The 15026-nt window shown below is 70.4% G+C and carries 7 protein-coding genes and 1 tRNA gene; 1 reads left to right on the plus strand and 7 read right to left on the minus strand.

Annotation, left to right across the window (positions count from 1 at the left end):
- Window positions 1-91: 91 nt before the first annotated feature.
- The 4 genes from rpsA to ACWEOH_RS16060 all read right to left on the minus strand — a co-directional run bounded on the left by rpsA (window position 92) and on the right by ACWEOH_RS16060 (window position 7057).
- Entirely contained in the window at window positions 92-1540 is a 1449-nt protein-coding gene (gene rpsA / locus ACWEOH_RS16045; protein WP_452032658.1) for a 30S ribosomal protein S1, read from the minus strand.
- A gap of 251 nt (window positions 1541-1791) precedes the next feature.
- Complete coding sequence (locus ACWEOH_RS16050) at window positions 1792-3465, minus strand: DUF885 domain-containing protein (protein ID WP_452032660.1); 1674 nt, start codon at window positions 3463-3465, stop codon at window positions 1792-1794.
- A 145-nt stretch (window positions 3466-3610) separates the two neighbouring features.
- Complete coding sequence (gene polA, locus ACWEOH_RS16055; protein WP_452032662.1) at window positions 3611-6310, minus strand: DNA polymerase I; 2700 nt, start codon at window positions 6308-6310, stop codon at window positions 3611-3613.
- A 141-nt stretch (window positions 6311-6451) separates the two neighbouring features.
- Entirely contained in the window at window positions 6452-7057 is a 606-nt protein-coding gene (locus ACWEOH_RS16060) for an ANTAR domain-containing response regulator (protein WP_130352818.1), read from the minus strand.
- 36 nt (window positions 7058-7093) lie between these two features.
- Between ACWEOH_RS16060 and ACWEOH_RS16065 the strand changes: the two genes are divergently transcribed.
- Window positions 7094-7179, plus strand: a tRNA-Leu gene (locus ACWEOH_RS16065).
- A 111-nt stretch (window positions 7180-7290) separates the two neighbouring features.
- Here ACWEOH_RS16065 and pyk read toward each other — a convergent pair.
- From pyk to gltB, 3 genes are all read right to left on the minus strand, one after another.
- Window positions 7291-8706: a pyruvate kinase gene (gene pyk, locus ACWEOH_RS16070; RefSeq protein ID WP_452032664.1), complete on the minus strand. Its 1416-nt coding sequence runs from the start codon at window positions 8704-8706 to the stop codon at window positions 7291-7293.
- An 84-nt stretch (window positions 8707-8790) separates the two neighbouring features.
- A complete protein-coding gene (locus ACWEOH_RS16075) occupies window positions 8791-10248 on the minus strand; it encodes a glutamate synthase subunit beta (protein ID WP_452032666.1) in 1458 nt (485 codons plus the stop codon).
- Between the two features lie 114 nt (window positions 10249-10362).
- A complete protein-coding gene (gltB, locus tag ACWEOH_RS16080; RefSeq protein ID WP_452033898.1) occupies window positions 10363-14886 on the minus strand; it encodes a glutamate synthase large subunit in 4524 nt (1507 codons plus the stop codon).
- Window positions 14887-15026 lie beyond the last annotated feature (140 nt).

Genomic DNA, 15026 nt, shown 5'->3' on the forward strand with positions numbered 1-15026 from the left:
GACCGCCGAGGCGACCGAGCCGGCACGGCTGCCCGTGGGACGCCGGAAGGCCGGCCCCCGAGGGGACCGGCCTTCCGTTCGTCGCGTGCGACTAGTTGTTGCTCGAGAGCTTCTCGCGCAGCGCAGCGAGCGACGCGTCGTCGGCGAGGGTGCCGGACGCCGCCGAGTCGCTCGAGTACGACGCCGAGCCCGAGAACGAGTCGTCGGCGGCAGCGGCAGCGTTCGCCTGGGCGACCTGCTTCTTGTGCGCCTCCCAACGAGCCTGGGCCGCAGCGTAGTCCTGCTCCCACTTCTCGCGCTGGGCCTCGAAGCCCTCGCGCCACTCGTTCGTCTCGGGGTCGAAGCCCTCGGGGTACTTGTAGTTGCCCTGCTCGTCGTACTCGGTGAGCATGCCGTAGAGCGCCGGGTCGAACTCGGTGCCCTCGGGGTCGACGCCCTCGTTGGCCTGCTTGAGCGAGAGCGAGATGCGGCGACGCTCGAGGTCGATGTCGATGACCTTGACGAAGACCTCCTCGCCGACCGACACGACCTGCTCGGCCAGCTCGACGTGACGACCCGACAGCTCCGAGATGTGCACGAGGCCCTCGATGCCGTCGGCGACGCGGACGAACGCGCCGAACGGGACGAGCTTCGTGACCTTGCCCGGGGTGACCTGGCCGATCGCGTGCGTGCGGGCGAAGACCTGCCACGGGTCCTCCTGCGTCGCCTTGAGCGACAGGGAGACCCGCTCGCGGTCGAGCTCGACGGAGAGCACCTCGACGGTGACCTCCTGGCCGACCTCGACGACCTCGCTGGCGTGCTCGATGTGCTTCCACGACAGCTCGGAGACGTGCACGAGTCCGTCCACGCCGCCGAGGTCGACGAACGCACCGAAGTTGACGATCGACGAGATGACGCCCTTGCGGATCTGGCCCGGGTGGAGGTTCGCGAGGAACGTGGAGCGCGACTCGGACTGCGTCTGCTCGAGCAGCGCGCGGCGCGAGAGCACGACGTTGTTGCGGTTCTTGTCGAGCTCGAGGATCTTCGCCTCGATCTCCTGGCCGAGGTACGGCGTGAGGTCGCGGACGCGGCGGAGCTCGATGAGCGAGGCCGGGAGGAAGCCGCGGAGGCCGATGTCGACGATCAGGCCGCCCTTGACGACCTCGATGACCTGGCCGGTCACGACGCCGTCGGCTTCCTTGATCTTCTCCACGTCGCCCCAGGCGCGCTCGTACTGGGCGCGCTTCTTCGACAGGATGAGTCGGCCTTCCTTGTCCTCCTTCTGGAGAACAAGAGCCTCGACGGTGTCGCCGACGCCGACGACCTCGCTGGGGTCGACATCGTGCTTGATGGAAAGCTCGCGGGAGGGGATCACACCCTCGGTCTTGTAGCCGACGTCGAGGAGGACCTCGTCGCGGTCGATCTTCACGACGGTACCCTCGATGAGGTCGCCGTCGTTGAAGAACTTCAGAGTCTTCTCGACCGCGGCGAGGAAATCGTCAGCAGATCCGATGTCGTTGATCGCGACCTGCTTGGGCGCCTTGGTCGTTGCGGTTGTCATGTAGTGAATGCTCCGTAAAGGACAGAATCGAGCCCGTCGCGAAGTAGAGCGTTTATGATTTCCGCGGCGGGCATGCGGACAGGGATGTCACACGCGTGACGCTCCATCCTAACCGACGGCGGAGGCCGTCGGCAACCGGACATGGGCGGCCTTCTCGGGCACCCGTGCGACGCAACGCTCCGGGTGTGAGCCCTGCGCCGACCACGTGCCGGCGCAGGGCTCGTCACCTGGGTCGGCGACCCACGCGACCCTCAGCCCAGCAGCGCTCCGCGCAGCGTGTCGAGCCCGACGCCGCCGAGGTCGAGCGCGCGGCGGTGGAACTCGCGGATGTCGAAGGCGTCGCCCTCGCTGCGCGCGACCTCGTCGCGCAGCTGCTCCCAGATGCGCTGGCCCACCTTGTAGGAGGGAGCCTGCCCCGGCCAGCCGAGGTAGCGGTTCACCTCGAACCGCACGAAGCCCTCGTTCATGTTCACGTTCTGCGACAGGAATTCGAGTGCGTACGCCCCGTTCCACGGGCCCTCGCCGTCGGGACGCGGCTTGCCGAGGTGCACGCCGATGTCGAGCACGACGCGCGCGGCGCGCATGCGCTGCCCGTCGAGCATGCCGAGCCGGTCGGCGGGATCGTCGAGGTAGCCGAGCCCCTCCATGAGCCGCTCGGCGTAGAGCGCCCAGCCCTCGGCGTGGCCCGACGTGCCGGCCAGCTGGCGCCGCCACGTGTTGAGCTTGCCGCGATTGACGACCGCCTGCCCGATCTGCAGGTGGTGGCCCGGAACGCCCTCGTGGTACACCGTGGTGAGCTCGCGCCAGGTGTCGAACTCGGTCACGCCCTCGGGCACCGACCACCACATGCGGCCCGGCCTGCTGAAGTCGTCGCTCGGGCCCGTGTAGTAGATGCCGCCCTCCTGCGTCGGCGCGATGAGGCACTCGAGCGTGCGGATCTCGGCGGGGATGTCGAACTGCGTCGCGCCGAGCTCGGCGACGGCGCGATCGCTCGTCTCCTGCATCCACCGCTGCAGCGCGTCGGTGCCGTGCAGCTTGCGCGCCGGGTCGCCGTCGAGGTGCGCGATCGCCTCGGCGACGGATGCCCCGGGCTTGATCTCGCGAGCGATGGACTCCTGCTCGGCGACCATGCGGGCGAGCTCCTCGATGCCCCACTCGTAGGTCTCGTCGAGGTCGATGACCGCGCCGAGGAACCGGCGCGACTGGAGCGCGTACAGCTCGCGCCCGACCGCGTCGCGTTCGCCGGCCACGGGAGCGAGCTCACCCTCGAGGAAGTCGGCGAGTGCACCGTAGGCGGTCGCCGCCTCGGCCGCCCCGCGCTCGAGCTCGCGGCGCAGCGGCTCGGCGAGCTCCTCGTCACCGGCCTTGGCGTGCTCGGCGAAGGTCGCGAAGAACCCGTCGGCCTTCGCGATGCGCCGCGCCTGCGCGGCGACCTCGCGCACCTGCCGCACGGCGGGGACGACGCCCTCGCCCATGCCCGACCGGAGGGTGGCGACGTACCCGTCGATCGCGCGCGGCACCTCGCCGAGCCGGGACGCGATGCGCTCCCAGTCGTCGCGCGAGTCGGTGGCCATGATGTCGAACACCTCGCGGATCTCCTGCGCTGGGCTCGCGATCACGTTGAGGTCGCGCAGGTGGAGCTTCGCCTCGTGGCTCTCGAGGTCGAGGGCGAGCTCGCTGCCGAGGTCGGCGACCGTGATGCGATCGACGTCGTCGACCGGGTCGGCGGCGCGCAGCGCAGCCAGCGCCCGGCGCGTCTCGTCGACGACCCGCTCGTGGCCCTCGGGCGAGTAGTCGGCGAGCCGGTCGTCGGCCGAGGATCGGCCGATGTACGTGCCGACGGCGGGGTTCAGCTCGACGAGGGTGTCGACCCACCCTTCGGCGATGCGGTCGACGTCGGACGGGGTGCGCTCACTCGATGCCATGGAGCGAGCCTAGGGCACCCCGCCGACGCGCAGCGGACGCCCTGACGACGGGCCCGAACGGCGTCGGCGAGCACGCGGCGGCCGCCACCCCGCGAAGGATGCCGCGTGCCGCATGCGTCGGCGCGCGGCATCCGTGCCTGCCGGCTCAGTGAGCCGCGTCGTCCCAGTTCGCGCCCCGCCCGATCTGCACGTCGAGTGGCACGAGGAGGTCGGCCGCACTCGCCATGCGGCCGCGGACGATCTCCTCGAGAAGGTCGGATTCGCCGTCCGCCACCTCGAAGATGAGCTCGTCGTGCACCTGCATCAGCATGCGGCTCCCGAGCCCGCGGGCGGCGATGTCGGCCTCGACGCGCGACATCGCGATCTTGATGATGTCGGCGGCCGACCCCTGGATCGGCGAGTTGAGCGCGGCGCGCTCGGCGTTCTCGCGGAGCACGCGGTTGGGGCTGGACAGGTCGGGAAACGGGCGCCGGCGGCCGAAGATCGTCTCGGTGTAGCCGTCGATGCGTGCCTGCTCGACCACGCCGCGCAGGTAGTCGCGCACGGCGCCGAAGCGCTCGAAGTACTCGCGCATGAGCTGCTGGGCCTCCGCGCGCTCGATGCGGAGCTGCTTGGAGAGGCCGAACGCGCTGAGCCCGTAGGCCAGCCCGTAGGACATCGCCTTGACCTTCGTGCGCATCAGGTTGGTGACGTCGGCCGGGTCGACCGAGAAGACCCTCGCGCCGACGAAGCGGTGGAGGTCTTCTCCGGCGTTGAACGCCTCGATGAGCCCGGGGTCGCCCGAGAGGTGCGCCATGATGCGCATCTCGATCTGCGAGTAGTCGGCCGTGAGCAGCTCGGCGTACTCGGGACCGTGGCGGAACGCCTCGCGGATGCGACGCCCGTCTTCGGTGCGGATGGGGATGTTCTGCAGGTTGGGGTCGTTCGACGACATGCGCCCGGTGGCCGCGCCGATCTGGCCGTACGTCGTGTGGATGCGCCCGTCGGCGCCGATCGCCTTGTCGAGGGACTCGATGATCTGGCGGAGCTTCGTGACGTCGCGGTGCTCGAGCAGGTAGCCGAGGAACGGGTGCGGGTTCGACTCCTGGAGGTCGGCCAGCGCGTTCGCGTCGGTGGTGTAGCCGGTCTTCGTCGCCCGGGTCTTGGGCATGCCGAGCTGGTCGAAGAGCACCTCTTGGAGCTGCTTCGGCGAGCCGAGGTTGATCTCGCGGCCGATCTCGGCGTAGGCCGCCTCCGCCAGCGCCGCGGCGCGCGCACCGAGCTCGCCGGAGAGCGTGGCGAGCTCACCGTGGTCGACGGTGACGCCGCGGAGCTCCATGGCGGCGAGCACGTGCACGAGCGGCATCTCGATCTCGGCGAGCAGGCGTCGCGACTCGTCGGAGAGGGCGCGGAGCACGACGGGCGCGAGGCGGAGCGTGTACCAGGCGTATTCGGGTGCGCCGGAATCGCTGCCCTCCTCGGGGACGAGCATCGCCGGGTCGGCCTGCGGCACGGTCTCACCGAGGTGCTGCGCCACGAGGTCGGCGAGCGTCTTCTCCTGCAGGATCGGCCGCACGAGCCATCCGGCGAGGAGCGTGTCGAGCACGAGCCCGTCGATCGCCAGACCCGACCGCGTGAGCGCCTTCAGCTGCGGCTTCGCGTCGGTGAGGATCTTCGGCGCGTCGCTCGCGAGCCACGCCTCGAACGGCGCCGTCTCGGGCGCGCCCTCCCGCCACGCGAGGTGCACCGACTCGTCGGTCGTCGCGATGCCGGCGCCGATCACGCGCCCGTCGACGACTTCGAGGCTGAGGCCGAGCCCGGCCGGCTCGGCGGCCGCCGCGTGCTCCAGCCAGGCCGCGAGCTCGTCGCCGACGAGTCGCTGCGGGGTGGGCGCCGTGGGCGCGGGGCCGGTCTCGACGACTTCGGCCTGGGCGGGCGCGGATGCCGCGGCCGCGCCGCCCCCGCCGTTGGCCTCGCCCGTGACGAGCTTCGTCACGCGCTCCATGAGCGTGCGGAACTCGAGCCGCTCGAAGATGGGACGGACGGACTCGAGGTCGATCGGCCGGGACTCGAGCTCGGCGATCTCGACGTCGAGCTCGACGTCGCGCACGAGCTGGTTGAGCTTGCGGTTGCGCATCGCGTTCTCGCGCCCGTCGCGCAGGTTCTGCCCGACGACGCCCTTGATCTCGTCGGCGTGCTCGAGGATGCCGTCGAGGTCGCCGTAGAGGCCGAGCCACTTCACCGCGGTCTTCTCACCGACCTTGGGGATGCCAGGCAGGTTGTCGCTCGTCTCGCCGACGAGCGCGGCCACGTCGGGGTACTGCTCGGGGCGGATGCCGTAGCGCTCGACGACCGCGTCGGTGTCGTAGCGCTTGAGCTGCGAGACCCCCTGCGTGTTGGGGTAGAGGAGCGTGACGTCGTCGTTGACGAGTTGGATGGTGTCGCGGTCGCCCGACACGAGCAGCACGCGATACCCCTCGGCGACGGCCCGCGCCGCGAGCGTGGCGAGGATGTCGTCGGCCTCGAAGTCCTCCTTCTCGAGCGTGCGCACGCCCATGGCGCGCAGTGCGTCTTGGAGGAGCGGTACCTGCCCCCGGAACTCGACCGGCGTCTCGCCGCGGTTGCCCTTGTACTCCGCGTACTCGCGCGTGCGGAACGACTGGCGGGACATGTCGAACGCGACCGCCAGGTGCGTCGGCTTCTCGTTCTGCAGCAGCAGGAGCAGCATCGACAGGAAGCCGTGGATGGCGTTCGTGTGCTGTCCGTCGCGCGTCGAGAAGCTGTCGACGGGGAGGGCGTAGAAGGCGCGGAAGGCCAGCGAATGGCCGTCGATCACGAGGAGGGTGGGCTTGTCTGCGTCCGGCACCCACCAAGACTACAAGCGACCGACGACACCGATCGGCCGCCGGCGACGGGTGACGGATGCCGCGGCCGCGGCTGCCCGCGGAGACGACGGATGCCGCGACGAACGGGTCGTCGCGGCATCCGATGCTCGGGCTCTGGAGCCCTACTTCTTGGGGGCGAGCTGCTCGATGATGGCCTGGGAGACGTCCTTCATGGTGAGGCGACGGTCCATCGACGCCTTCTGGATCCAGCGGAACGCCTCGGGCTCGGTGAGGCCCATCTTCTCGTTGAGCAGGCCCTTGGCGCGGTCGACGAGCTTGCGGGTCTCGAAGCGCTCGACGAGGTCGCCGACCTCGGCCTCGAGCGCGATGATCTGGGCGTGCCGGGCGAGCGCGATCTCGATGGCCGGCAGCAGGTCGTTCGGGGTGAACGGCTTGACGACGTAGGCGAGGGCGCCCGCTTCGCTCGCGCGCTCGACGAGCTCCTTCTGGCTGAACGCGGTGAGGAGCACGACCGGGGCGATGTGGCCCTTCGAGAGTCGCTCGGCCGCCGAGATGCCGTCGAGCTGGGGCATCTTCACGTCCATGATGACGAGGTCGGGGCGCAGCTCGGTCGCGAGTGCCACCGCCGTCTCACCGTCGCCGGCCTCTCCGACGACCTCGTAGCCGTTGTCGCGGAGGATCTCGACGATGTCGAGGCGGATGAGGGACTCGTCCTCCGCCACGACCACGCGGCGCGGCGCCGGCTGGGTCTGTTCGCTGTCTGTCACGCAGGAAAGCCTACGGTATTCTGGGCGGGGCCTCTGGCCGGTGTGGCGGAATGGCAGACGCGGAGCACTCAAAATGCTTTGCCCGAGAGGGCGTGTGGGTTCGACCCCCACCACCGGCACCATCACGGCTCAGCCTCGCCCACGCTCCGCATTCCCCCCACGGCATCCTGGCCGCTGCGACCGCGACACGACGAACGGCCCGGTCATCCGACCGGGCCGTTCGCAGGATGGGGCTAGAGCACCTCGCCCACGACGTGCACGCGCACGTCGTTGGTGGTGCCGGGGATGCCGGGAGGCGAACCCGAGATGATGACGACCTTCTCGCCGTTGACCGCCATGCCGGTCTTCGCGAGCACCTCGTCGACTTGGCCGACCATCTGGTCGGTGTGCGTCACGCGGTCCACGACGAACGACTCGACGCCCCAGTTGAGCGCCATGCGGCGCCGGATGGCGGGGTCGGGCGTGAACGCGAGGATCGGGATGACCGAGCGGATGCGGGTCATCCGTCGCACCGACTCGCCCGTCTCGGTGAAGACGCAGAGGTACTTGGCCTCGACGAAGTCGGCCACCTCGACGGCCGCGAGCGTGATCGCGCCGGCCTGCGTGCGCGGCTTGGTGCCGAGCGGCGGGATGCGCTCGAGCCCGTGCTGCTCGGTCGACTCGACGATGCGCGCCATGGTCTTGACGGTGATCACCGGGTACTCGCCCACGCTCGTCTCGCCCGACAGCATGACCGCGTCGGCGCCGTCGAGGATGGCGTTCGCGACGTCGGAGGTCTCGGCGCGCGTCGGCACCGGGCTGTGGATCATCGACTCGAGCATCTGCGTCGCCACGATGACGGGCTTCGCGAGGCGGCGGGAGATCTCGATGGCGCGCTTCTGCACGATGGGCACGGCCTCGAGCGGCAGCTCGACGCCGAGGTCGCCGCGGGCGACCATGATCGCGTCGAACGCCTCGACGATCTCCTCGAGCGCGTCGACGGCCTGCGGCTTCTCGATCTTCGCGATGACCGGCACGCGGCGGCCGACCTCGTCCATGATCTCGCGCACGCGCTCGACGTCGGCGGCGTTCCGCACGAACGAGAGGGCGATCAGGTCGGCGCCGAGCTCGAGGCCCCAGCGCAGGTCGGCCTCGTCCTTCTCCGAGAGCGCGGGCACGTTGACCGCGACGCCGGGGAGGTTGATGCCCTTGTTGTTCGAGACCGGGCCGGCGACGACGACCTTGGTCGTCACGACGGTGCCGTCGGTCTCGACGACCTCGACGCGCACCTTGCCGTCGTCGATGAGCAGGTGGTCGCCGGGCTTCACGTCCTGGGGCAGGCCCTTGAAGGTCGTGCCGACGATCTCCTTGGTGCCGAGGATCTCCTCGGTGGTGATCTTGAAGATGTCGCCCTCGGCGAGCTCGTGGGGGCCGTCCTCGAACTTGCCGAGGCGGATCTTCGGGCCCTGGAGGTCGATGAGCACCGCGACCGCGCGGCCGGAGTCGTTCGCCGCCTTCCGGACGTTCTGGTAGACCCCCTCGTGCACGTCGTAGGTGCCGTGGCTGAGGTTCATGCGCGCGACGTCGACGCCGGCATCGATGATCGCCCGGATCTGCTCATAGCTCGACGTCGCCGGCCCGAGGGTGGCGACGATCTTCGCTCGTCTCATCTGGTGTGTGCTCCCGTGTTCCGCGCCGAGGCGCTGGGTTCGTGGTCGTGGGTCGTGCGTCGCGCCGACGGCGCTCCGCGTGGGCTAGATCGCGAAGGCGCGGGCGTGCGCGGCGATCGGGCTCGGCAACTCGGTGTCGCCTTCAAGGTACCGGTCCACGGCGGATGCCGCAGCGCGGCCCTCTGCGATGGCCCACACGATGAGGGACTGGCCGCGTCCGGCGTCGCCGGCCACGAACACGCCCGGCTGGGACGTGCTGTAGTCGGCGTCACGGGCGATGTTGCCGCGGTCGGTGACGGGCAGCTGCAGCTGCTCGTCGAGCTCGCGGGTCTCGGGGCCCGTGAAGCCGAGCGCGAGGAGCACGAGGTCCGCGGGGATCTCGCGCTCGGTGCCCGCCTTCGGCACGCGGCGCCCGTCGAGGTACTCGGTCTCGGCGACGCGGATGGCGCGCACCTCGCCGGCGTCGTTCGCGAGGAACTCGACCGTCGAGGCGAGGTACTGGCGCACGCCGCCCTCCTCGTGCGCGCTCTGCACCTCGAACAGCGTCGGGTGCATCGGCCACGGCTGCTCCGACGGACGCGACGGGCTCGGCTGCTTGCCGATCGCGAGGTTCGTCACCGAGAGCGCGCCCTGGCGGTGCGCGGTGCCGATGCAGTCGGCGCCGGTGTCGCCGCCGCCGAGGACGACGACGTGCTTGCCCTCCGCCGTGATCTGGTCGAAGACCTCGTCGCCGGCAAGGTGGCGGTTGGACTGCACGAGGTACTCCATGGCGAAGTGCACGCCCGGCAGGTCGCGGCCGGGGATCGGCAGGTCCCGGGGCACGAGCGCGCCCGTGGCGACCACGACGGCGTCGTACCGCTCGCGGAGCTGCTCCCACGTGATGTCGACACCGATGTTCACGCCCGCGCGGAAGCGGGTGCCCTCTGCGGTCATCTGCGCGAGGCGCAGGTCGAGGTGCTTCTTCTCCATCTTGAAGTCGGGGATGCCGTAACGCAGCAGGCCGCCGATCCGGTCGTCGCGCTCGAACACCGCGACCGTGTGACCGGCGCGCGTCAGCTGCTGCGCGGCGGCGAGCCCCGCGGGACCCGAGCCGACCACGGCCACGGTCTTGCCGGTGAGGCGCCCAGGCGGCTGCGGCTGCACCCAGCCGTTGCCGAACGCCTGGTCGATGATCGACACCTCGACCTGCTTGATGGTGACGGCGGGCTGGTTGATGCCGAGCACGCACGCCGACTCGCACGGCGCCGGGCAGAGGCGGCCGGTGAACTCGGGGAAGTTGTTCGTCGCGTGCAGGCGCTCGATCGCGGCGCGGCCCTCGCCGCGCCACATCAGGTCGTTCCACTCGGGGATCAGGTTGCCGAGCGGGCAGCCCTGGTGGCAGAACGGGATGCCGCAGTCCATGCAGCGACCGGCCTGGCGTCGGAGCTGGGCGGGGTCGCCCTGCTCGTAGACCTCTTTCCAGTCCATGATGCGCACCGGCACGGGGCGCCGCTTCGGCAGCTCCCGCTCGGTGACCTTCAGAAAGCCCTTCGGGTCAGCCACCCGTCACCTCCAAGCGGTTCGTGGGCACGGTGCGAGTCCGCACCTCGGTCGTCTCAGCCACCCGTCACCTCCAAGCGGTTCATAGGCACGGCTCGCGTCCACACCTCGGTCGTCTCAGCCACCCGTCACCTCCAGGATTCGCGTCCACACCACGTCGCCGTCGGGGTCGAGGCCCTCGTCGACCGCGCTCTGGCGGGTCCGGAGCACCGCCGCGTAGTCGCGCGGCAGCACCTTCGTGAAGCGGTCGAACGCGACGTCGCCCTCCGCGAGCAGCTGCGCGGCGACCGCGGAGTCGGTCTGCTCGAGGTGCTGCTCGAGCAGGTCGCGCACGATCTCGATGTCGGCGCTGCCGAGCGGCAGCAGCTCGAGCTCGCCCGAGCTCAGCGCCTCGCGGTTCACGCGGCCCTCGCGCAGGCCGAGCACGTAGGCGGTGCCGCCCGACATGCCCGCGCCGAGGTTGCGGCCGGTGTCGCCGAGGATGAGCGCCAGGCCGCCCGTCATGTACTCGAGCGCGTGGTCGCCCACGCCCTCGACCACGGCGGTCGCACCCGAGTTGCGCACGAGGAACCGCTCGCCGACGATGCCGCGGATGAACATGCTGCCACGCGTCGCGCCGTAGCCGATCACGTTTCCAGCGATCACGTTGCGCTCCGCGACGAAGCCGCTGTCACGCGACGGGCGCAGCACGAGCTGGCCGCCCGAGAGCCCCTTGCCGACGTAGTCGTTCGAGTCGCCCTCGAGGCGCAGCATGATGCCGCTGGGGAGGAAAGCGCCGAGCGACTGGCCCGCCGAGCCGGTCAGCGTCACGTCGATCGAGCCCGCCGGGAGGCCGTGCTCGCCGTGGCGGACCGTGACCTCGTGGCCGAGCATGGTGCCGACGGCGCGCTCGGTGTTGCGGATCGGCAGCGTGATCTCGACGCTGCCGCCCTGCTCGAGCACGATCGCACCGCGGCGGATGAGCTCGTTGTCGAAGTGCTCGTCGAGCTCGTGGTCCTGCTGGCGGAGGTTGCGGCGCGGCTCGGACTCCGAGAAGTCGGGGCCGACGAGCACTGGCGTGAGGTCGAGGCCCGACGCCTTCCAGTGCTCGACCGCGCGGTCGACGTCGAGCAGGTCGCGCCGGCCGATGACCTCGTCGAGCGAGCGGTAGCCGAGCTCGGCGAGGTACTCGCGCACCTCCTGCGCGATGAACTCGAAGAAGTTGACCACGAACTCGGGCTTGCCGCTGAAGCGCTTGCGCAGCTCGGGGTTCTGCGTGGCGACGCCGACCGGGCAGGTGTCGAGGTGGCAGACCCGCATCATGACGCATCCCTCGACCACGAGCGGCGCGGTGGCGAAGCCGAACTCCTCGGCGCCGAGCAGGGCGCCGACGATGACGTCGCGGCCGGACTTCAGCTGTCCGTCGACCTGCACCACGACGCGGTCGCGCATGCCGTTCAGCATGAGCGTCTGCTGCGTCTCGGCGAGCCCGAGCTCCCACGGCGTGCCGGCGTGCTTCAGCGAGTTGAGCGGGCTCGCGCCGGTGCCGCCGTCGTGCCCCGAGACGAGGATCACGTCGGCGAGGGCCTTCGCCGTGCCCGCCGCGACCGCGCCGATGCCCGACTGGCTCACGAGCTTCACGTGCACGCGCGCCTTGGGGTTCGCGCGCTTCAGGTCGAAGATGAGCTGCTTGAGGTCTTCGATGGAGTAGATGTCGTGGTGCGGCGGCGGCGAGATGAGCCCGACGCCGGCGGTCGCGTGGCGGGTGCGGGCGACCCACGGGTACACCTTCGTCGGCGGCAGCTGGCCGCCCTCGCCCGGCTTCGCGCCCTGGGCCAGCTTGATCTGGATGTCGTCGGCGTGCGTGAGGTACATGCTCGTGACGCCGAAGCGGCCCGAGGCGACCTGCTTGATCGCGCTGCGGCGCTCGGGGTCGAGCAGGCGATCGAGGTCCTCGCCGCCCTCGCCCGTGTTCGACTTCGCACCGATCCGGTTCATGGCGATCGCGAGGGTCTCGTGCGCCTCCTTCGAGATGGAGCCGTAGCTCATCGCGCCGGTGGAGAACCGCTTCAGGATCGACTCGATCGGCTCGACCTCGTCGATCGGCACCGGCGCGCGCGAGCCCGTGCGGAGCGCGAACATCCCGCGCAGCGTCATCAGGTCCTCGGCCTGGGAATCGACGAGCGAGGTGTACTCGCGGAACACGTCGTAGCGGCGGTTCCGCGTCGCGTGCTGCAGGCGGAACACCGTCTCGGGGTTGAACAGGTGCGGCGATCCGTCGCGGCGCCACTGGTACTCGCCGCCCGTCGCGAGGCGCTCGTGCGCGCGCACGGCGACGTCCTCGGGGTAGGCGACGCGGTGGCGGTGCACGTTCTCTGCCGCGATCACGTCGATGCCGACGCCGCCGAGCTTCGAGGTGGTGCCCGTGAAGTACTCGTCGATGAACTCCTGCGAGAGGCCGACGGCCTCGAACGCCTGGGCGCCCGCGTACGACGAGATGGTCGAGATGCCCATCTTCGACATGATCTTCAGCACGCCCTTTCCGAGCGCCTTGATCACGTTGTGCACCGCCTGCTCGGGCGTGACGCCCGTGATGACGCCGGAGCGCACCAGGTCCTCGCAGGTCTCCATCGCGAGGTACGGGTTCACGGCGGATGCCCCGAAGCCCACGAGCAGCGCGATGTGGTGCACCTCGCGCACGTCGCCGGCCTCGACGACGAGGCCGACCTTCATGCGGGTCTGCGACCGGATGAGGTGGTGGTGCACGGCGGAGAGCATGAGCAGCGACGGGATCGGCGCGAGGTCCTTGGTGGAGTCGCGGTCGCTCAGGACGATGAACGACGCGCCCTCCTCGATGGCCTCGTCGACCTCGTCGCAGAGCTCGTCGAGGCGCGCGCGCATCGCCTCGGGGCCATCGTCGACGCGGTAGAGGCCCTTCAGCGTCTTGGTGGTGCGCGAGCCGATGCGCGGGTCGATGTGCACGATCTTCGCGAGCTCGTCGTTGTCGATGACCGGGAAGTCGAGCACGACCTGGCGCGCGTGCTCGGGCCCGGCGTCGAGCAGGTTGCGCTCTGGGCCGAGCGACGAGCCGAGCGACGTGACGACGGCCTCCCGGATCGAGTCCAGCGGCGGGTTCGTGACCTGCGCGAACTGCTGCGTGAAGTAGTCGAAGAGCAGGCGCGGCCGCTTGGAGAGCACCGCGATCGGAGTGTCGGATCCCATCGCGCCGAGCGGCTCCTGGCCGGTGCGCGCCATGGGCGTGAGGAGGATCTTCACCTCCTCCTCCGTGTAGCCGAAGGTCTTCTGGCGGCGGTTCACCGACGCCGGCGGGTGCACGATGTGCTCGCGCTCTGGCAGCTCGGCGAGGCGGATGCGACCGGCGTCGAGCCACTTCCCCCACGGCTCGGATGCCGCGAGCTCGGCCTTGATCTCGTCGTCCTCGATGAGGCGACCGGCCTCGGTGTCGACGAGGAACATGCGCCCCGGCTGCAGACGGCCCTTGCGCACGATCCGCGACTGGTCGATGTCGAGCACGCCGATCTCGCTCGCGAGCACGACGAGGCCGTCGTCGGTGACGATGTACCGGCCGGGGCGCAGGCCGTTGCGGTCGAGCGTCGCACCGACGAGCGTGCCGTCGGTGAAGACGATCGCGGCGGGGCCGTCCCACGGCTCCATGAGCATCGAGTGGTACTCGTAGAACTCCCGGCGGGCCGGGTCGATCTCGGTCTGGTTCTCCCACGCCTCGGGCACCATCATCATGACGGCGTGCGGGAGGCTGCGGCCCGCGAGCGTGAGCAGCTCCACGACCTCGTCGAACGAGGCCGAGTCGCTCGCACCCGGCGTGACGATGGGCAGGATCGGGTCGAGGTCGCCGAGCATCTCCGACTCGAGCTGCGACTGGCGGGCCCGCATCCAGTTGCGGTTGCCCTGGATCGTGTTGATCTCGCCGTTGTGCGCGATCATGCGGAACGGCTGCGCGAGGGGCCACGACGGGAACGTGTTCGTCGAGTAGCGCGAGTGCACGAGCGCGAGCTTCGACGCGAACCGCTCGTCGGAGAGGTCGGGGTAGAACGGCTCGAGCTGGAGGGTCGTGACCATGCCCTTGTAGACGAGCGTGCGGCACGACAGCGACGCGAAGTAGAGCTCGATCTCGCGCTCGGCGCGCTTGCGCAGGCGGAAGGCGAGCCGGTCGAGGGCGATGCCCGAGAGGCGGTCGCCGTCGGAGGTCGTCGCCGAGGACTGCACGTAGAGCTGCTGCACGACGGGCATGGCGGCGCGGGCCAGGGTGCCGAGCTCCTCGGGCCGAACGGGGACCTCGCGCCATCCGATGACCTCGAGCCCCTCGGATGCCGCGAGCTCGGCGAGCCGGCGCTTGACGCTCGACCGCGTGGTGGGGTCGACGGGGAGGAACGCGTTGCCGACCGCGTACGAGCCCGCGGCGGGGAGCGCGAAGGGTGCTACGGCGCGCAGGAACGCGTCGGGGACCTGGGTGATGATGCCGGCGCCATCTCCGGTTCCGGCGTCGGAGCCGACCGCCCCGCGGTGCTCGAGATGACGCAGCGCGTCGAGAGCGGCCGTGATGATGTCGTGCCCCGCGGTGCCGCGGAGCGTCGCGACCATCGCGAGGCCGCAGGCGTCCTTCTCGGCGGCGGGGTCGTACATGCCCTGCGCGTCGGGAACGAGACCGAACCTCGAGAAGGGTGGAGTGAGCGACACGTGGACCGTCCTCATCAACTAGATAACAGCGGGGGACGTCGTCGGCCCTTCGAAGGGATGTCGCGACGCATGGTGCGGCGTCGCGT

The sequence above is a fragment of the Agromyces sp. NPDC004153 genome (assembly GCF_053603635.1).